We start from the raw sequence: 18,428 nt of genomic DNA on the forward strand, positions 1-18,428 counted from the left end.
AGTTTTGCCATGAGCAGCGTCACCTCGATTTCCAGTGTTTCTAACAATGTTCGCCAGCGCGTCACTCCGGAAGAATGGGAGGTGCGCGTCAAACTGGCCGCCGCGTATCGCCTGGCGGCCTTGTATAAGTGGACAGATCACATCTACACCCACTTCTCCGCCCGTGTTCCGGGGCCGGAGGAGCATTTCCTTATCAACGCCTTTGGCCTGCTGTTTGATGAAATCAGCGCATCCAACCTGGTCAAGGTCGACCTCGACGGCACCATTGTCGACGACCCGACTGGCCTGGGTATCAACTACGCCGGCTACGTGATCCACAGCGCCATCCACGGTGCGCGCCACGACTTGCAAGCCGTGTTGCACACCCACACCCGTGATGGAATTGCGGTGTCGGCGCAGAAGGACGGCCTGTTGCCGATCTCCCAGCATTCCATCGGTTTCTCCGGGCGCGTGGCGTATCACGGCTATGAAGGCATTGCGCTGGACCTGGACGAGCGCGAGCGACTGGTGGCCGACCTGGGCGACAAGAGTGTGATGATCCTGCGTAACCATGGGCTGTTGACGGCCGGCATCAGCGTTGAACATGCGTTTCAGCAACTGCAGCAACTGGAGCGCGCGTGCAACATCCAGGTCGCGGCGCAGGCGGCGGGGAATGCGGAATTGATCTTCCCGCCCCAAGAGGTGGTCGACAAGGTTGAACAGCAAGCCAAGGCGCATTCCAGCGGTGAGGGCCCAGGTGTGGCGCGGCATTGGAACGCACTGGTGCGGCAGTTGGAGCGCACCGATACCGACTACAAAAACTGATCTCAAATTCTGTAGAGATCAAAAGGTGGGAGGGAGCTTGCTCCCGATGGCGGTGGGTCAGTCAAATCATTGGTGACTGACAGCCAGCTATCGGGGGCAAGCCCCCTCCCACAGTGGGTTTGATGATGTGCTGGATCACGCGACCTGTTTGGCCTGTTCGCGCTCAAGAATCAACGCGGCAGTGGAATGCGCTGGTGCGGCAGTGTGAGATCAAAAGGTGGGAGGGAGCTTGCTCCCGATAGCGGTGGGTCAGCCAATTCATTGGTGACTGACACCCAGCTATCGGGGGCAAGCCCCCTACCACAGTGGGTTTGATGGTGTGCTGGATGACGCGACCTGTTTGGCCTGTTCGCGCTCAAGAATCAACGCGGCAGTGGAATGCGCTGGTGCGGCAGTGTGAGATCTAAAGGTGGGAGGGAGCTTGCTCCCGATAGCGGTGGGTCAGTCAATTCATTGGTGACTGACACCCAGCTATCGGGGGCAAGCCCCCTCCCACAGTGGGTTTGATCACGCCACCTGTTTGGCCTGTTCACGCTCGGCGATGAGTTGGCGGGTGAGAGGGATCAGGCGCTTGCCGTAATCGATGGCGTCGTTGAGCGGGTCAAACCCACGGATCAAGAACGTGGTGATGCCCAGATCGTAGTAGTCCACCAGCGCTTCGGCGACCTGCTCGGCGGTGCCTACCAGCGAGGTGGAGTTGCCTTGGGCGCCGAGCAGCCCGGCAATGCCGGTCCACAAACGTTTGTCCAGGCGCGAGCCTTGTGCCGCCGCAGCGAGCAACCGGCGCGAGCCTTCGTTCGGCGGTTCGCGACGGACAAAACCGTTTTTCTCCGCCAGCGCCGTGGCCTGCTGCAGGATGCTGTCGGCCCGCGCCCACGCCCGTTCTTCGGTTTCGGCCAGGATCGGTCGCAGCGACAGGCTGAAGCGAATCGTGCGCCCATGCTTGGCCGCTTCCGCGCGTACCTGGGTCACGATTTCGCGCACTTGCTCGTAGGTCTCGCCCCACAGCGCATACACATCAGCGTGCTTGCCGGCCACCTCGATGGCCGCCGCCGACGAGCCGCCGAAGTACAGCGGGATGTGCGGCTGCTGCGGCGATTTCACCAGCGAGTGCGCGCCTTCGACCTGGTAGTAGGTGCCGGCAAAATCGAACGGCTGTTCGCTGGTCCACTCCTGGCGCACCACGCTCAAGTATTCGTCAGTGCGCGCGTAGCGTTCGTCCTTGCCGATGTGGCTGCCGTCGGCGCGCAGTTCGCGGTCATCGCCGCCGGTGATGATATGCACCGCGGTGCGCCCACCGTTGAACACGTCCAGGGTGGCGAACTGGCGTGCGGCCAAGGTCGGTTGGGCAAAACCGGGACGGTGGGCGATCAGAAATTGCAGCTTCTGGGTGACGCTCGCGGCATGGGAGGCGATCAGCGTGCTGTCCGGGCTATTGGAATGAAAGGCCACCAGGGCGCGGTCGAAACCGGCTTCTTCGTGGGCACGGGCCACGGTTTCGACGTAGTCCGGTTGCAGGGTAGGGCCGCTGCGCGGGTGGATCTCGGAAGCGTGGTGGCCACCGATATAGCCGATGAATTCGATGCTCATGGTCAGTCCTTGTCGAGTAGGGGATCAGCACCTCCGCCGGGCAGGGGGTCGGTTATTCGCGTCCAAGGTAGGGGCAGGGGCGAGGCCTGTAAAATGCCGTTTGGTTCTAACCTAATTATTAAAAAGTAGAATCATTATCTATTTTCTATATCAGAAATTTGCATTTTGTATGCATTAGGTTATTCCTGAAAAGACTTTAACGACGGTTTTTTATGCGATTAGCATGGGCTGCAGTCTGAATAAGGAAGCTCCCCCGATGACCGAGACGCTTTCCATCAACAAGCTCGTCGTACCCCCATGCACAGCACGCCAATGGCTTACTCCGGAGGCCGTGCTGCGGTTGATCAGTCCCCCGGTGTCCCTGCAACGCGCCTTGTTCGGCTTGAGCATCGGCGTGAGCATGGGTGTGGTGGCGGCGTTGATCAGCGGTTTGTCGCGGCGCGGCGAGGCGATCTTACTGGCCGACCGCGTGATTGTGCTGGCCGATGGCAAGATCGCCGATCAACTGAATATCGACTTGCCCCGTGCACGCGACACTGGCCAGGGTGGTTTCCAGGCGATTCGTGCACGTTTGTTGAATCTGCTTGGGGTAGACGTGGACGCCCCAGCGACGAAGCCGGCCGCGTTCGGGGTGAAACGCTTTGCGCATGGCTGAAACAAGACCCGGCTTGACAGGCTGAGGCCGGCGCGCAACGATCAACTCAATTTACAGAAATTGAGTTTCAGTCATGGCCAAGGTACAGAAACCCACCGACTTCAATGTCTTGCTCGAGCAATATGGCATGCAGGTCTTTGAACTGGCGCGTACCTTCAAGGCGGTGGATGACAAGGGTCGTTACCTGCATTGGGACGAGTTTCGTCGGTATCCCTCCCATGGCATCAGCAAAGAGGCTGCATGGGCGGCAATCAAGTTGTCTCGGGCGTGTGGCAGTCAGACGCTTGAGTTACGCAGTGAATGCGCAAGTCCGTTCTCGCTCTACCTGACTGAGTTTTGCGCCGCGGCCATCCATGGCGTGGAACAAATGACCTCGCGCCTGGGCGGGGCGGCCGCGTCTTCACCCCAATACCGGGACAATGCCAAGTACCTGGTTGATTCACTGATGATGGAGGAGGCTATCTCCAGCGCTCAATTAGAGGGCGCTTCGACGACCCGCAAGATCGCCAAGGACATGCTGGCCAAGGAGCGTACGCCGCAAAATGATGATGAGCGGATGATCCTCAACAACTACCAACTGATGAAGCACGCAAAATACGCCAAGGCCGACAACCTTAGTGTTGCGTTGATCTGCGAGTTCCAGGCAATCGCCACTGCTGGTGTTGAAGAAGCGAGCGCCCAGCCGGGGCATATCAGGGACGGCGACGATATTTTCGTCGGTGGCCCGGGTAACGACGTGGTACACCAGCCACCCAAGGCGTCGCTGCTGGTCCCCAGGCTTGAAGCGCTTTGCCGCTTTGCCAATGAACATCATGATGGACAGGACGGTCGGGCGTTCATTCATCCGCTGGTCAAGGCGATCATCCTGCATTTCATGCTGGGGTATGAGCACCCCTTTCGCGACGGCAATGGGCGAACGGCGCGCTGCCTGTTCTACTGGTTCATGCTCAGATGCGGTTATTGGCCGTTCGAGTACATCTCCATCAGCACGTTGCTCAAGCAGGCGCCCATGCAATATGGACGTTCCTATGTACAGACGGAAACCGATGGGTTCGACCTGACCTATTTTGTGATCTATCAACTGCGGGTGATTGAGCGGGCCATCAAGGATTTCATGCAGCACTTCGAAAATATGCGCCTGGAAGCGTTCGAACTGACGGCATGGGTGCAGAGGCTTGAATTGAAGGGAGGGCTGAATTACCGGCAGAGCCATCTTCTGAAAAAGGTGCTCCAACATCCGGGGCGAATTTTTACGCCCAAGGAACTCACCCATGACTATGACGTTTCTGAGAACACTGCCCGTACGGACCTTGAACGCCTGGTCGGGATGAAGGTGCTGATGAAAGTGCAGGAGGGCAAGAGCTTTCTGTACATCGCCAGGGACGATGGGCGGGACAATCTTAAAAAGGCTACGTTGCGCTGATCACGGGCGAAAAAAAACCGGCTGATCAGGCCGGTTTGGGGTGTCCCGCAAGCAGTGCGGGGTTATACGCGGTTTTCCAGCAGGCGATCCGCACCGCCTTCGGCAACGCGACGTTCCAGCAGACGATCCGAGCCACCTTCGGCAACGCGACGCTCCAGCAGACGATCCGAGCCACCTTCGGCAACACGACGTTCCAGCAGACGATCCGAACCACCTTCAGCTACACGACGTTCCAGCAGACGATCCGCACCACCTTCGGCAACGCGACGTTCCAGCAGGCGTTCAGCGCCACCTTCGGCGACACGGTTGCCTTGCAGGCGTTCTGCACCGCCTTCAGCGAAAGCAGGTTGGGTGAATGCACTGACAGCGAGTACTGAGAAAGCGAGGCTAAGCAAAGTTTGGCGTTTCATGAGGGTGTGCTCCGAGTGTTTTAAGTAGGTGTTGCCGGGTATGGGTTTGATGTTACGCGTTGCATTTTTTAAGAGAACTTCATTGCGCTGATGGTGACTATCGATGCCAGCGATGGCCCGTTGGCAGGGGCCATCGCAGGGCCGGTCATGGCATCTGCGGCAGGTCGTTGGGGCGCAGGTCGAACACCAGCACTTCGGCGTCTTCGCCCTGGCTGACATGGATCTGGCGCTCATCGCGAATTCGCGCCCCGTCGCCTTCCTGCAGGCGCTGGCCGTTGATCTCGACGCTGCCCCGGGCCACATGGATGTACACGTGACGGTCCGGTGCCAGCTCAAGGGTGGCGGCTTCCGCACCGTTGAACAGGCCGGCATGCACACGGGCGTCCTGACGTACGCTGAGGGAACCGTCGGCGCCGTCCGGCGAGATGATCAACTGCAGGCGACCACGTTTCTGCGCCTCGCTGAAGTGCTCCTGCTGGTAGCGCGGTTCGGCACCGGACACGGCGGGCACGATCCAGATTTGCAGGAAGTGCACGCCACGCGTCTGGCTGTGGTTGAACTCGCTGTGGGCCACGCCGCTGCCGGCGCTCATCAGTTGTACGTCACCGGGGCGGATCACCGAACCGGTGCCCAGGGTGTCTTTGTGTTCCAGGGCGCCTTCGAGCACATAGGAGAAAATCTCCATGTCACGGTGCGGGTGCTGGCCAAAGCCTTTGCCGGCGGCGACGCGGTCATCGTTGATCACCAGCAAGTCGGAAAAACCTTGTTCCTTCGGGTTCCAGTAGTTGGCGAACGAGAAGGTGTGGAACGACTTCAACCAACCGTGATTGGCGGCGCCGCGTTCGGAAGCTTTGCGAAGGGTCAGCATGGTCTTGTCCTCAAGTGAGCGTTGGCTGCGAGATGCAGTGCGCTTGCGTTGAGAAGAAGGTTAATGGTTACTGCGATATTCATTAAGAAGCTGTAATCTGAATAACTGTCTCTTTGAGATTGACAGTAAAAGTCATGTCATAATGCGTGCCTGATCTTCTGCAATTCTTCACACGATGGACGTTCATCCTATGAAAACCGTGGCCATGGCGCTGTTCCCGGACTTCCTGCTGCTTGACATGGCCGGGCCGCTCGAAGTGTTTTCGATTGCCAACCGCTTCCTGCCGGCGGCGCAGCATTACCAGATCATCACCATCGGCACCGAGCCCGGTGCCTTGCGCGCCTCCAATGGCATTGACGTGCAGACCGACCTGTTGCTGGACGAAGCCCACGACGCCTATGACGTATTGCTGGTGCCGGGCGGACCAGGGGCCTATAACGAATGCCACCCGGCGCTGTTGCCCTGGCTCAAGGCCGTCGCCCCTCGGGCTCGGCGCTACGGCTCGATCTGCACCGGCGCCTTCGTGCTGGGTCACGCCGGGTTGCTGGATGGCCACCGAGTGACCACGCACTGGCACTACACTGAGCGGTTGATCAAGGCGTTTCCCAAGGCTATCGTCGAGACCGATCGCATCTACTTGCAGGACGGTCGCTTGTTGACCTCGGGCGGGGTCACTGCCGGGATCGACCTGGCACTGTCGATTGTCGCTCAGGACCACGGCAAGGAAGTCGCGGTGGAAGTGGCCAAGGTGCTGCTGGTGGTGATGAAGCGCCAGGGCGGCCAGGCGCAGTTCAGCCCGATGACGGGGGCGGTAGGCACCCAGGAAACTGCGATCACGCGTGTGCAGAAGCACGTGCTGGCGCATCTTGAACAGACGTTCACCATCGAGTCGATGGCCGAGCTTGCGGGCATGAGCGCCCGCCATTTTGCGCGGGTGTTTGCCAAGGACGTGCAGATGACGCCCATGGCGTTCCTGCAGGGTGCACGCATCGACCGCGCCCGCCATCTGCTGGAAACCACCGACCTGCCGCTCAAGACCGTGGCGTTCCACGCCGGCTTTGGCAGCGTGCGCTACATGCGCTTCCTGTTCAGTGAAAAACTCGGCCTGAACCCGACTCAATACCGACAGCAGTTCAGTTAACGACATAATGTCCGTCTCGCGCACCCGATTGTCCGTGTCGCTCCCTGTGCCAGCATTGCCCTGTCACGACTAGCTGGCAAGATAGCCACAAGCCCACGGAAAAGGATGCGCAAACGCCCAAGGCCGGGTGTTTCAGCGCTATGACAGACATGCATAACCCTCAGGCGATTGACGCTGATGGCACGGTGCGCTTCGGCGCCTATGTCTTTCACCGGCAACAGCGGCTGCTCAGCAAGGCTGGCTGGCCGGTGCCCCTGGGTGGACGTGCGCTGGATATCCTCACCGTGCTGCTGGAAATCCCCGGACAATTCATCAGCAAAGCCACGTTGATCGAACGGGTCTGGCCCAGCAGTGTGGTGGAAGAAAACAACCTGCGCGTACACATCGCCGCGCTGCGCCGTGCCCTCAGCGGGCGGCGCTATATCCTCAACGATCCCCACCGTGGTTACAGTTTCGCCGCCGCGGTTCATGGCCTTGCGCCGGCGACCTTGCCCCGGCACAACCTGGCGGCGCGACTGAGCCCGGTAATCGGCTGCGATGAACTGCTGGGCGGGTTGGTGCGGCGCTTGTCCGGCCAGAACCTGATGACCCTCACCGGTTGCCCTGGCGTTGGCAAAAGCACGCTGGCCCTGGCCCTGGCCGAACGGGTGCTGCCGCGCTACTGCGACGGCGTGTGGTGGGTGGACCTGGCGACCGTACAGGCACCGCTGGCAATGCTGCGCCATGTGAGTGCCGCCTTGGAACTCCCACCCGCGGGTAGCGCCCTGGAGTTGGCCAGCCAGCTGACTGCCCGCCAATCCCTGTTGATTCTCGATGGCGCCGACTTGTTGCTCGGTGCCTGCCGCCACCTCGTGCGCGTGCTGCGCGACACGGCCCCAGGCGTCACCGTGCTGGTGACCAGCCGCGAACCCCTGCAGATGCCCGGCGAGTGGCTGCTGCGTGTGCCGCGCATGGCGGTGCCTGGGCTGGCGGCGTTGGGCAGTGTCGAGCAGGCGCTGGCCTATCCGGCGGTGCAACTGTTCGCCGCGCGGGTGCGCGCGGGCCAGCAGGGTTTTGTCTTGCGGCCCCAGGACCTGGTGCCGCTGCGGGACATCTGCCGGCGCCTGGATGGCATTCCCCTGGCCCTGGAACTGGCCGCCGCCCAAGTCGATGCCTTGGGCGTGCGCGGCCTGCAAACCCAGCTGAGCCAAGGGTTGCAGGTGCTGACCCGAGGTCGACGTACGGCGGTGGAGCGCCATCAGTCGCTGGCGGCTGCGCTGGACTGGTCATACGAGCGACTAAGCCTGCCGGAGCGTTGGCTGTACCTGCAAATGGGCTTGTTCAAGATGGGCGTGAGCCTGCCGGCGCTGAGCGGGCTGGTCGCCGGTACCGAGCTTGAGCACGCCGACCTGGCGTACCTGCTGGCGCGCCTGGTGGGATTGTCCCTGCTGGGGACCGAACCTGGCCCGGGCCTGCCACGCTACCGCCTGCTCAACTGCGTGCGCAGCCATGCGCTGGCGCAACTGCGCGATCCGGCGCAGGTGGCGCGTTTGCAGGCGGGTTATGGGCATTACCTGGGGCCGTTTTCAGGCCGGCCGTTTGTCCTGCAACTGGTCGAGCAGGCCGCGTGCGTCGACTAGGTCTCGAGTGGCAAACCCTTCGGTGAATCGGCTGTAGATCGCGCCCAGCAGGTCCCTGGCGCTCTGCCCCCGACCTTGTGTTTGCCACAGCCGCGCCAGCGAGGTGGCGCAGCGCAGCTCCCAGGCCAGCGCGCCTTGCTGGTGCGCCAAGCCGAGCGATTCGAGCAACAGCGCCTCGGCCTGGCGTTCGTCCTGCGCATGCAGGCAGGCGTGCGCCCGTACCCGCAGCAACTCAGGCGCACACCAACCGGCTTCACCATTGCGTGCCCGCGCGAACCAAGTGTCGTCGAGCTCGACGGCACCCAGCGTAATCAGAATATCCTTGGCCAGGCCCAAGCCCTCCAAACCGTTGTCTTGCGGCTCGCCCGCGTAGTGCCCGGCCCAGGTCTGAAACAGCTGTGCGCAATGTTTGTGAGCATGCTGCTGCAACAAGGCTTGCATCGAGTCGGCCGCGGGTGTGTCGCCGTTGTAGCGGGCGATCACCACGCCGGCCAGCGCCAGGGTGTAGCAGATAGAGGTGCCGTGCTGGATTTGCAGCGCCAGTTCCAGGGCCTGGCTCGCAATGCTTGAGGCCCGCTCGGGATAGCCTTGTAACCAGAGGATGCGGGCAAGTACGGTCAGCGAGGCGACGCTCTGGTCATATTGCACGCCAAAGCCTTGGGTGAACCGATTGAGGTGGCTGCTGTGGGCCATGCGCTGGATCACCTGCTCGGCGTTGCGCAAGGCCAGGGCCTGGTGGCCGGCGTAGTGCTGGGCCAGTACGCGCAGGCGCTGGGCGCTGAAGTCCGGCAGCGGCTCGGTGCGCGGGTCGAGGATATCGAACTGCACGCTTTGCGCCAGGGCTTCGCGATAGTGTCCGGCGCAGAGGTTCACCGCCATGTGCCCGGAGACCGCCCGCAACTGGCCCGCCAGATCCTGCTGCTGTTCGGCCAGTTGCCGGGCGCTGACGAACGCGGCAATTGTCTGCGGCGCGCCGCCCTGGGCATGGTAGGACAGGCTGCCCAGGGCCAGTTGCAGCTGCATGTTCAACTGCTGGCAGTGCGTGCCTGAATGCTGCATCACCGCGAGCGCCTTGCCCACATACAACCCGTGCTCGCGCAGCAGCGACAGCTCTTGCCACAGTGGCATCGCACTGACCGTCAGGCGCACGCCGATGGGGTGTACGCCCTGGTCGCCGAGGCCCCAGTCGAGGGCGGCGCGGATGTCTTCACGCAACGGTGCATAGCGGTCGATCCACGGCTGGGTCGCCGTGACGTCCCACTCCAGCTGCGCCTGGTTCATCAGCGCCAGGCAGCGCTCGGCGTGGCGCTCGCGGGTCGCGTCAAGCTCGTCGGCGGCGCCGAGTTTTTCCAGGGCGTAGGTGCGCGTGATATCCAGCAGGCGATAGACCATCTCGTCATCGCCGGCCTCGACGTTGAGCAATGACTTGGCCACCAATTGGGTGATCGAGCCGAGTACTTCAGTCGGTGCAATCTGCTCCCCGGCAATCACGGCTGCCGCGCTGGCCAGGCTGAAGCCACCCCGGAACACGGCCAGACGGCGCAGGCAAATCTGCTCGCATTCGGTGAGCAGGTCGAAGCTCCAGTCCAGGGTGGCCCGCAGGGTCTGGTGGCGGGGCAGGGCGCTGTTGCGGCCGCGGGTGAGCAGGCGGAAATTGTCCTCCATCTGCACCAGCAGGCCCGGCAGACCAAAGCGTTCGATCTGTGCCGCCACCAGCTCGATCGCCAGGGGGATACCGTCCAGGCGCTGGCAGATATCGATCGCCAGTGGTAGCTCGGCGTCGCTCAGTTCAAAGCTGTCCTGCTGGGACATGGCCCGCTCGACCAACAATTGCAGGGCCGGATAACCCAGGGCCTGGGCACGGTTGCCGGTGGCGGGCGGGCAGGCCAGCGGTTCGAGGCGCTGCACGTATTCGCCTTCGGCACGCAGAGCCTCGCGGCTGGTGGCCAGGATGTGCAATTTGGGTGCGTGGCGCAGCAGGGTTTCACTGATCAGCGCGATGTCGTCCAGCAGGTGTTCGCAGTTGTCGATCACCAGCAGCAACTGACGCTCTTGCAGGCTGCGCGCGAAGGTCGCCAGCGGCTCGGGCTCGGCGTACTTGAGCTCCAGCAGGGCGGCGAGGTTGGGCAGAATCAACGACGGCGTGCTGAGCGGCGCGAGGTCCAGCAGGCGGATGCCGTCGCGGTAATGGCCGATCAGCAGTTCCGCCACGCGCAGGGCCACGGTGGTCTTGCCGATGCCGCCGGCACCGGTGAGGGTGATGAAGCGTTGCGCGGGCAATTGCTGCACCAGGCTGTCGATCAGGGCCTGGCGGCCGATCATCCGGGTACGCCGCAGGGGCAGGTTGTGGCCCTGGCTGTGGGGGGTACCGTCGGTAGTCAGGGTCATCGGTTCGATGCTCAAAGGTGCGACAAAACTGTAGCCGCGCTGGGCCACGGTGACGATATAACGCTGCCCGGCCTGGCCATCGCCAAGGGCCTTGCGCAACGCCGCCATGTGCACCCGCAGGTTGCCGTCCTCTACCACGCTTTTGGGCCAGACCCGGGCGATCAGTTCCTGCTTGCTCACCACGTTGCCGGCCTGCTCCAGCAGGATCAGCAGAATGTCCACTGCGCGCCGGCCCAGACGCAACGGGCGGCCGGCTTCGAGCACCAGGCGCTGCTGCGGATGAATCCGGTAGGGGCCGAAATGCACGGCCTGATCGCTGAGGTCACTCATGGTTGCCCAGGTTTCGGGAAAAGGTCGGGCAAGCATATTCCAGGACGGTACAGACCACTAGGCTGCAATCACTTGGGGTTTTTCGCGTAATTGGTGATTTCGCCAGGTCATCGGGTTGACGCCTTCGCTGCGGGTGAACATGTGGCAGAAGTGCGCCTGGTCGCAGAAACCGCATTCCAGGCTGATTTGCGTGAGGCTCAGGGCGGAACTGGTGATCAATTCCTTAGCCCGCTCGATGCGTTGTTGGCGGATCCATTCCTGGGGCGACAGCCCGGTGCTGCATTTGAACGCCCGGGAAAAATGACTGCGCGACAGCGCACAGGCCTGCGCCAGGTCGGCGATGGCCAGGCTTTCGCCGAGGTTGGCTTGAATCAGTTGCTTGGCGATACGCTCGCGCCGGGGGCATAGGCCACCGGTAGCGGATAAACGGGGAGCATATTGCTCGAGTCGGGCCATGACAAATATCCGCAGTCGATGGGAGCGTTCCCGGTGGATGGATGCAGTGTAGACGGCCATCATTTTGTTGCCGGACCGCCCGGCTGACGAGTTAATCGTTGTTAATTTCGCCAGGTGCAGTCGTCGAAAAGACAGCACAGGTGTGCAATCTCTGCGGCCTTTCCCATGCTTATCTGTGAGCTTGCCAACCGTTTGGATATCGCTATGAACCGCAACGACCTGCGTCGCGTCGACATGAACCTGTTGGTGATTTTCGAAGCGCTGATGTTCGAGAAGAACCTGACCCGGGTCGCCGAAAAACTCTTCATGGGTCAACCGGCGGTGAGTGCGGCATTGGGACGTCTGCGCGATCTGTTCGACGACCCGTTGCTGTTGCGCAACGGGCGGGGCATGGAGCCCACGCCACGTGCCGTGGCGATACTCAAGGAGTTGCAACCGGCCATGGACATCATTTCAGGCGCGGTCAGCCGCGCAAAGGATTTCGACCCCTCCACCAGCTGTGCGGTGTTCCGCATCGGCCTGTCCGACGATGCCGAGTTCGGCCTGTTTCCGCCGTTGCTCAGCCAATTGCGCGAAGAGGCACCGGGGATCGTGGTGGTGGTGCGTCGCGCCAATTACCTGTTGATGTCGTCCTTGCTGGCCAGCGGCGAGATCACCGTAGGGGTGAGCTACACCACCGAACTGCCGGCGAATGCCAAGCGCAAGAAGCTGCGCGATATTCCCTGCAAGGTGCTGCGCGGGGACGACGGCGATGCGCCGTTGACCCTGGACGACTACTGCGAGCGGCCGCATGCGATGGTGTCGTTCTCGGGCGACTTGAGCGGCAATATCGACCTCGACCTGGCCCGCATCGGCCGCGCGCGCCGCGTGGTGCTGGCGGTGCCGCAATTCAGCGGGTTGCGGGCATTGCTGGCGGGTACGCAGATCATTGCGACGGTACCGGATTACGCCGCCTGCGCGTTGACGGAGGGTACGTCGATACGTGCCGAAGACCCGCCCTTTGCGATCGATGCGGCGGAGCTGTCGATGGTGTGGAGCGGGGTGCATGACAACGACCCGGCGGAGCGCTGGTTGCGCGGGCGGATTGCCGAGCATATGTCGCGAGTGCTCTGAAGGGTGGGGGGATTGGTCACCTGATCTTCCCCTGAATTGGCTATTTCTACAGAACCGCTCGGTGACTACTCTAGCCACCAATTCCTACCGTTCTGGAGCATTACCATGCAAACCCGTACCGATTTCTACACCGCCTCCCCAGACGCCATGAAAGCCATGCTCGCCCTTGAAGCCGCCGTCGGCAAACTGTCAATCGAGCTGCCATTGCTGGAGCTGGTGCGCTTGCGCGTCTCGCAGATCAACGGCTGTGCTTTCTGCCTGGACATGCACACCGCCGATGCCCGCAAGGGTGGCGAAACCGAGCGCCGTCTGTACACCGTGTCGGCCTGGCGTGAAACGCCGTTCTTCACCCCGCGTGAGCGTGCCGCGCTGGCCTGGGCTGAGAGCCTGACCCTGATCAGCCAGACCCACGCACCGGATGAGGATTTCAACGCCTTGGCCGCCGAGTTCAGCGCTCAGGAACAGATCGACCTGAGCGTGGCCATTGCCACCATCAACAGCTGGAACCGCCTGGCGGTGGGCTTTCGCAAGATGCCGAAATAACCCCTGTGTCTATAGGCACGTCAGAAGTTGACGGAGGCGCTTAAGCGCGCCGTCAACGGCGCGCCCTGGAACAAATAGTCATCGCCCATGTATTCGCCCACGTCGCGCCAGTAGCGCTGGTCGAACAGGTTGTCGACGCTGAGGCGAAACACCGTTTCGTAGCCGTCCACCTTCGTGGTGTAGCGGCTGCCCACATTCACCACCGCGTAATCGCCCACCTCCACGGTGCCGGTACGGTTGGCGTACTTCTTGGCGCTGTACTGCACGCCGCCCAGCACCGCCAGGCCGTTCACCCACGGCAACGCATAGTCGGCGTATACACTGGCGCGCAGCGTGGGCACGTTGATCGCCTGGTGGCCTTCATACTCCGCCGTACCGCTGCCCGTCACCCGTGCGCGGATCGCCGCAACGCTGGTGGCGATCTGCAAACGTTCGGTGGCCCAGCCATTGGCCGACAGTTCCACCCCGGTGTTCTTCTGCTCACCCTGCTGCACGTAGTTGAACTGGCCCGTGCCATCCGGCTTGGCGTACTGGTACGCCTGGCGGGTCTGGAACACGGCGGCGGCAAAGCTGATGCGGCGCCAGTCGTACTTCACCCCGGCTTCGATTTGCCGTGAGGTGGTCGGCTCCAGGGTTTCGCCGTCGTTGTTGGCGGTCCATGGCGCTTCGCCTCCCAGGGACAGGCCTTTGCTGTAGCTGGTGTACAACGACACATTGTCCACCGGCTTGTAGATCAATGCTGCATTGGGCAGGAATTGATATTTCTGGGTGTGGCGTTGCTGATTGCCGTCTTGATCGAAGGCTTTTTCATCCAGGCGCACTTCGCGGCCGCCGAGGACGGCTTGCCACTGCTCGTTGAAGCGGATGCGGTCGGTGACGAACAAGCCGTACTGGCGGCTGTCGAGGCGCCGGTGCTTGTCGTTCAACGGCACGTCGGTGGGGGTGAAGGTTGGGGCGTCGACGTTGATGTTGGAACTGCCGATGTATTCGTTCACCGACTTGCGCTTGTCGACCACCCGGCGGAAGGCGCTGGTGCCGAAAGTCAGCTCATGGCCCACGCCGGCGGTGTCGAACAGCCCGGTCATGGCGGCTTGCAGTTCGTCATCGCGGCGCGTGTCGTCGGGGCTGCGGTAGTCGTAGACGTCATAGTCACCGGTGGGGCCGAAGCTGGCGGTGCCGCAATCGGTGACGTAGAAGCAGCCGTAGGCGAAGGCACTGTAGTCGTCGATCACCACCTTGCTGCGCGCCGCGCTGACGTTGCCTTTCCACTGGTCGCTGAAGCGATACTCGAACATGCCGTTGAGGTTCAGCGAATCAATGCCGACCTGCTTCGAACCACTCTGGTGGCCCAGCAGTTTTTTCGGCGAGGCATCGTGGGGCACTTCGGTACCACCGAGCAATTGGTAGCCGGGTACCGAGCGCTGCTGTTTATTCTGGTATTCAGCGTCCAGTTGCAGCACGGCGTCGGGGCTGATGTTCCAGTCGAAGGCCAGGGACAGGAAATCGCGTTGGCCGTTGGCGTGCTCGACGTAGGCATTCAAATCTTCATGGGCGACGTTGGCACGCAGCCCGAATTGCTGTTCGCTGCCAAACCAGCCGCCGACGTCGGTGGCGATGTAGCCGCTGCCGCAGTCGTCTGTGGAAACGGTCACCGAGCGCACATCTTCCGGGCGCTTGGTCACGTAGTTGATCACGCCGCTGGGCTCGGAAATGCCGCTTTGCAGACCGGCCAGGCCCTTGAGCAATTCCACCTGCTGCTTGTTCTCCAGCGCCACGTTCTGCTCGCCGGTGATGGTGCGCCCGTTGATCTTGTAGCTGCTCGCTGCATTCAGCGAGAAGCCGCGCACCACAAAGTTCTCGTAGTAGCCGATGGGCGCATAGCTGTCGCCCACCGAGGCGTCGTTGCGCAGGACTTCACTGAGCAGACGCGCTTGCTGGTCCTTGATCAGTGCGGCGTTAAGTACCGTGATCGAGGCCGGAGTGTCCAGCAACGCGGCCTCGCCCAAGCCCCCCACCGAGGCGGTGTCGCTGCGATAGCCGGACTCGTCCTGGCCCTGGATCTTCACCTCGGGCAGTTCCAGTTCAGCGGCAAAACTGCTGCCGATACCGCCGCTGAGCAGCAAGCCGAGGGCGAAACGTGAGGTGACGACGGGACGAAAACGCAAAACCATGGGGGCAGGCCTTAAAGCGCAGGGCGGGGGGCGCATAAGCTAGGCATAAGTGCGCACTTTTACAAGTTTGCGAGAATGATTCGCGGCTTGGGACGGTACGTCTCAGCCTGCACGCCGATTTAATCACGCCTCGACAGCAATACTGATGTGACTGATGCACCGCTATCGGGGGGCAAGCCCCCGCCCACATTGGTACCGGTTGCAGGAATGATGCATTGATGTGCAATGCGTGGCAGGCTGGGCGAAGTTTGTTTACGACATCTGGAGAGTTAACGTGCCTACAGCATCCGCAGTAATCGAAATCCCGGTATCCGCTGACAAGGTCTGGGCATTGGTCGGCGGCTTCAACGACTTGCCCAAATGGCTGCCGCTGATCGTCAAGAGCGAGCCCGGCGAAGGCGGCCGCGTGCGCCATCTGGCAACGGCCGACGGTGGGGTGGTGGTGGAGCGCTTGCAGACCTTTGATAACGTGGCGCGCACCTACAGCTACACCATTGAAGAATCGCCGTTTCCGGTGAGTGCCTACTTGGCGACGCTGCAGGTAGAAGCGCTGACCGACTCGTCGGCCAAAGTCACCTGGTCCGGGGTGTTCACGCCGGCGGCGGGGGTGACGGATGAGGCGGTGGAAGCGTTGTTTTCGGGTGTCTACAGCGGTGGTGTTGCCGCGCTGCGGGCCAACTTCTAACCCGGTTTGATGTGGGAAGGGGCTTGTCCCCTCCCACATGGTGATCCCGTTGGCTTCAGGGATCAGGCTTCGGGCATCAGTTGCTGGCGGCATTCCAGCACCAGCCGCGCGCCGCCGCTGGCGCTGCTGCCCACGTCCAGCTTGAAACCGTGCAGGTTGATGATCGCTGCCACAATCGACAGGCCCAGCCCAAATCCGCCTTGCTGGTCGCTTTCATCCACACGATAGAAACGCTGGAACACCGCGGCCCGTTCGGCCACCGGTATGCCCGGTCCCGAATCGTGGACTTCGATGCGCGTACTGCCGGCGTCGTTCACCGCGCGCAAAACCACTTCGCCGCCCGGCGGGGAGAACTTGATCGAGTTGCTCAGCAGGTTGGCCAGGGCTTCGAACAACAGCGCGCGATCGCCGGTGATCCACGGCAAGGATTCCGGGGTGTCGAGCACCAGCTGCAACTCGCCTTCCTCGGCCAGCGGCAGGTAGAAGTCATGCAGTTCGCGCAGCAGCGGCAGCGGGTCCATCACCAAAAAGCCGGAACGGCGCTGGTGGTCTTCCAGTTCCGAAATGCGCAGCAGCCCGCGAAAGCGCGCCATCAGGGTGTCGGTTTCGGCAATCGCATCGTCCAGTTGCACCGCGTGGGCCGAGTCTTCCTCGGCTTGCTGCTTGATACGGTAGAGCTGCGCCCGCAGGCGGGTCAATGGGGTGCGCAGGTCGTGGGCGATGTTGTCGCACACGCCCTTGACCTCATTCATCAGCTTCTCGATACGGTCGAGCATGGCGTTGACGATGGCCGCCAGCATGTCCAACTCATCCCGCCGATTCGACAGCGGCAGACGGTGGGTCAGGTCGCCGGCGACGATGGCTTCGGCACTGGCCTGGATGCCGCGAATCCGCCGCAGGGGGCGACGGCGCAACAGGTGCCAGCCGGCCGCGCCGGGGATGATGGTCAGGGACAGCGCCCACAACAGCGCATGCCAGATGATCCGTGTCACCCCGAACAACGAGCCGTTGGCACGCACGAGTACCAGCCAGCGGCCGTCTTCGGTGTGCGTAGCCACGGCGTCGCAGCTGTCCTTGGGCAACTTGGGGTCGTCGGAGTCGACGCAGTTGGCCAGTGCGTGGATCTTGCCGTCTAGCGGCAAGTCCGGCGGGATCGCGGTGATCGGGCCACTGAGCGGCCGGTACTGCGCATCGAACAGGCCGTAGGCGTCCACACCCTTCATGTCGAAGGTCATGCTGGTGCTCAATGCATCCACCAGCGCTTCGCCCTTGAAACGTTGGAACAGGTGCTGGCGTTGCATCAGGGAGTGGCGCGACAGATCGCTCAAGTACCCGGACACCTCGTAATACAGCACCCCCATCAAGATGCAGCTCCAGGCCACGAACAACGAGCTGTAGAGCGCCAGCAAGCGGCTGCTGGAAGAGCGCCAGCCCTTAGAGGGGTTCAGCAATGACATAGCCGGAGCCTCGTACCGTGCGGATCAGCGGCGTGAGGCCCGGGGGATCGATCTTCTTGCGCAGGCGGCCGATGTGCACGTCGATCAGGTTGGTGCCGGGGTCGAAGTGGTAGCCCCAGACTTCCTCGAAGATCATCATCCGCGACAGGATCTGCCCGGTGTTGCGCATCAGGAATTCCAGCAGCTTGTACTCAGTGGGCAGCAGGGTCAGGGGCTGCTCGGCGCGACTGGCTTCGCGGCTGATCAGGTTCAGTTCAAGGTCGGCCACGCGCAGGGCGGTTTCGAACTCCTTGACCGTGCTTTTGCGCCGCAGCAGCACTTCGACGCGGGCAGCCATTTCATCGGATGCGAAGGGTTTGGTCAGGTAATCGTCGCCGCCTGCGCGCAGGCCGCGCACGCGTTCGTCGACGTCGGAAAGGGCGCTGATCATCAGAATAGGCGTGGACACGCCAATGGTGCGCAAGGTCGTGACGATGGCCAGGCCATCCAGTTCGGGCAGCATGCGGTCAAGGGTGATCAGGTCGTAATCACCACTCACGGCACGCACCAGGCCTTCGCGGCCGTTGTCTACCCAGTCTACGTCCAGTCCATGGCTACTCAGCTCGGCGACGATTTCGCGGGCTGTTACGGCGTCATCCTCGATGGTCAAAATGCGGGTCATAGGATTACCTGGTGAGCGATTCACACGAGAAGTGCGGGCATTTTGCCAAGAAATGCCTGAACGCTTCCTAAATAAAACTTCATGTTGGCAAAACTGACACAGGTTTCATGACTG

The 18,428-nt window shown here is 62.1% G+C and carries 15 protein-coding genes and 1 pseudogene; 8 read left to right on the plus strand and 8 right to left on the minus strand.

Features of this window, described 5'->3' with window-relative positions:
* Positions 1 to 9 precede the first annotated feature (9 nt).
* The gene (locus CQ041_RS21915; protein WP_105523706.1) at positions 10 to 804 is read left to right on the plus strand and encodes a class II aldolase/adducin family protein; all 795 of its coding nucleotides are present in this window, start codon (positions 10 to 12) and stop codon (positions 802 to 804) included.
* Positions 805 to 1,311: 507 nt separating this feature from the next.
* On the opposite strand, the gene CQ041_RS21920 is transcribed toward CQ041_RS21915, so the two are convergent.
* Complete coding sequence (locus CQ041_RS21920) at positions 1,312 to 2,394, minus strand: LLM class flavin-dependent oxidoreductase (RefSeq protein ID WP_105523705.1); 1,083 nt, start codon at positions 2,392 to 2,394, stop codon at positions 1,312 to 1,314.
* 355 nt (positions 2,395 to 2,749) lie between these two features.
* On the opposite strand from CQ041_RS21920, the pseudogene CQ041_RS26930 reads away from it, so the two are divergent.
* Both CQ041_RS26930 and CQ041_RS21930 read left to right on the plus strand, forming a co-directional pair.
* Positions 2,750 to 2,851: pseudogene (locus tag CQ041_RS26930) on the plus strand (ABC transporter permease); the annotation flags it as partial.
* 271 nt (positions 2,852 to 3,122) lie between these two features.
* Positions 3,123 to 4,472, plus strand: coding sequence for a Fic family protein (locus tag CQ041_RS21930; protein ID WP_105523704.1), 1,350 nt, complete (start codon positions 3,123 to 3,125; stop codon positions 4,470 to 4,472).
* 62 nt (positions 4,473 to 4,534) lie between these two features.
* Here the strand turns inward: CQ041_RS21930 and CQ041_RS21935 are convergent, their stop codons facing one another.
* Positions 4,535 to 4,882 carry a hypothetical protein gene (locus CQ041_RS21935; protein ID WP_105523703.1) on the minus strand — a complete coding sequence of 116 codons (348 nt, stop codon included), beginning with the start codon at positions 4,880 to 4,882 and terminating at the stop codon, positions 4,535 to 4,537.
* A 145-nt stretch (positions 4,883 to 5,027) separates the two neighbouring features.
* Positions 5,028 to 5,750: a pirin family protein gene (locus CQ041_RS21940; RefSeq protein ID WP_105523702.1), complete on the minus strand. Its 723-nt coding sequence runs from the start codon at positions 5,748 to 5,750 to the stop codon at positions 5,028 to 5,030.
* A gap of 190 nt (positions 5,751 to 5,940) precedes the next feature.
* On the opposite strand from CQ041_RS21940, the gene CQ041_RS21945 reads away from it, so the two are divergent.
* Positions 5,941 to 6,891, plus strand: a complete 951-nt coding sequence (locus CQ041_RS21945; protein WP_105523701.1) for a GlxA family transcriptional regulator — start codon at positions 5,941 to 5,943, stop codon at positions 6,889 to 6,891.
* Between the two features lie 149 nt (positions 6,892 to 7,040).
* A complete protein-coding gene (locus CQ041_RS21950; RefSeq protein ID WP_105523786.1) occupies positions 7,041 to 8,510 on the plus strand; it encodes a winged helix-turn-helix domain-containing protein in 1,470 nt (489 codons plus the stop codon).
* Here the strand turns inward: CQ041_RS21950 and CQ041_RS21955 are convergent.
* Positions 8,457 to 11,228: a winged helix-turn-helix domain-containing protein gene (locus CQ041_RS21955; RefSeq protein ID WP_105523785.1), complete on the minus strand. Its 2,772-nt coding sequence runs from the start codon at positions 11,226 to 11,228 to the stop codon at positions 8,457 to 8,459. The genes CQ041_RS21950 and CQ041_RS21955 overlap by 54 nt on opposite strands.
* Positions 11,229 to 11,285: 57 nt before the next feature.
* Positions 11,286 to 11,684 carry a helix-turn-helix domain-containing protein gene (locus tag CQ041_RS21960; RefSeq protein WP_105523700.1) on the minus strand — a complete coding sequence of 133 codons (399 nt, stop codon included), beginning with the start codon at positions 11,682 to 11,684 and terminating at the stop codon, positions 11,286 to 11,288.
* A 204-nt stretch (positions 11,685 to 11,888) separates the two neighbouring features.
* On the opposite strand from CQ041_RS21960, the gene CQ041_RS21965 reads away from it, so the two are divergent.
* Together CQ041_RS21965 and CQ041_RS21970 are read left to right on the plus strand one after the other, a co-directional pair.
* Entirely contained in the window at positions 11,889 to 12,797 is a 909-nt protein-coding gene (locus CQ041_RS21965) for a LysR family transcriptional regulator (RefSeq protein WP_105523699.1), read from the plus strand.
* Between the two features lie 105 nt (positions 12,798 to 12,902).
* The gene (locus CQ041_RS21970) at positions 12,903 to 13,340 is read left to right on the plus strand and encodes a carboxymuconolactone decarboxylase family protein (protein ID WP_105523698.1); all 438 of its coding nucleotides are present in this window, start codon (positions 12,903 to 12,905) and stop codon (positions 13,338 to 13,340) included.
* A gap of 20 nt (positions 13,341 to 13,360) precedes the next feature.
* On the opposite strand, the gene CQ041_RS21975 is transcribed toward CQ041_RS21970, so the two are convergent.
* The gene (locus CQ041_RS21975) at positions 13,361 to 15,511 is read right to left on the minus strand and encodes a TonB-dependent siderophore receptor (protein ID WP_105523697.1); all 2,151 of its coding nucleotides are present in this window, start codon (positions 15,509 to 15,511) and stop codon (positions 13,361 to 13,363) included.
* 274 nt (positions 15,512 to 15,785) lie between these two features.
* Here CQ041_RS21975 and CQ041_RS21980 point away from each other — a divergent pair, with 274 nt between their 5' ends.
* Positions 15,786 to 16,196, plus strand: coding sequence for an SRPBCC family protein (locus tag CQ041_RS21980; RefSeq protein ID WP_105523696.1), 411 nt, complete (start codon positions 15,786 to 15,788; stop codon positions 16,194 to 16,196).
* Positions 16,197 to 16,258: 62 nt separating this feature from the next.
* Here CQ041_RS21980 and CQ041_RS21985 read toward each other — a convergent pair whose 3' ends face one another.
* Positions 16,259 to 17,653: a HAMP domain-containing sensor histidine kinase gene (locus CQ041_RS21985; protein WP_105523695.1), complete on the minus strand. Its 1,395-nt coding sequence runs from the start codon at positions 17,651 to 17,653 to the stop codon at positions 16,259 to 16,261.
* Positions 17,631 to 18,314, minus strand: coding sequence for a response regulator transcription factor (locus CQ041_RS21990; RefSeq protein ID WP_005787712.1), 684 nt, complete (start codon positions 18,312 to 18,314; stop codon positions 17,631 to 17,633). Before CQ041_RS21990 ends, CQ041_RS21985 begins: the two co-directional genes overlap by 23 nt.
* Between the last annotated feature and the right edge of the window lie 114 nt (positions 18,315 to 18,428).

The organism is Pseudomonas sp. MYb60 (assembly GCF_002979555.1).
GTDB lineage: Bacteria > Pseudomonadota > Gammaproteobacteria > Pseudomonadales > Pseudomonadaceae > Aquipseudomonas.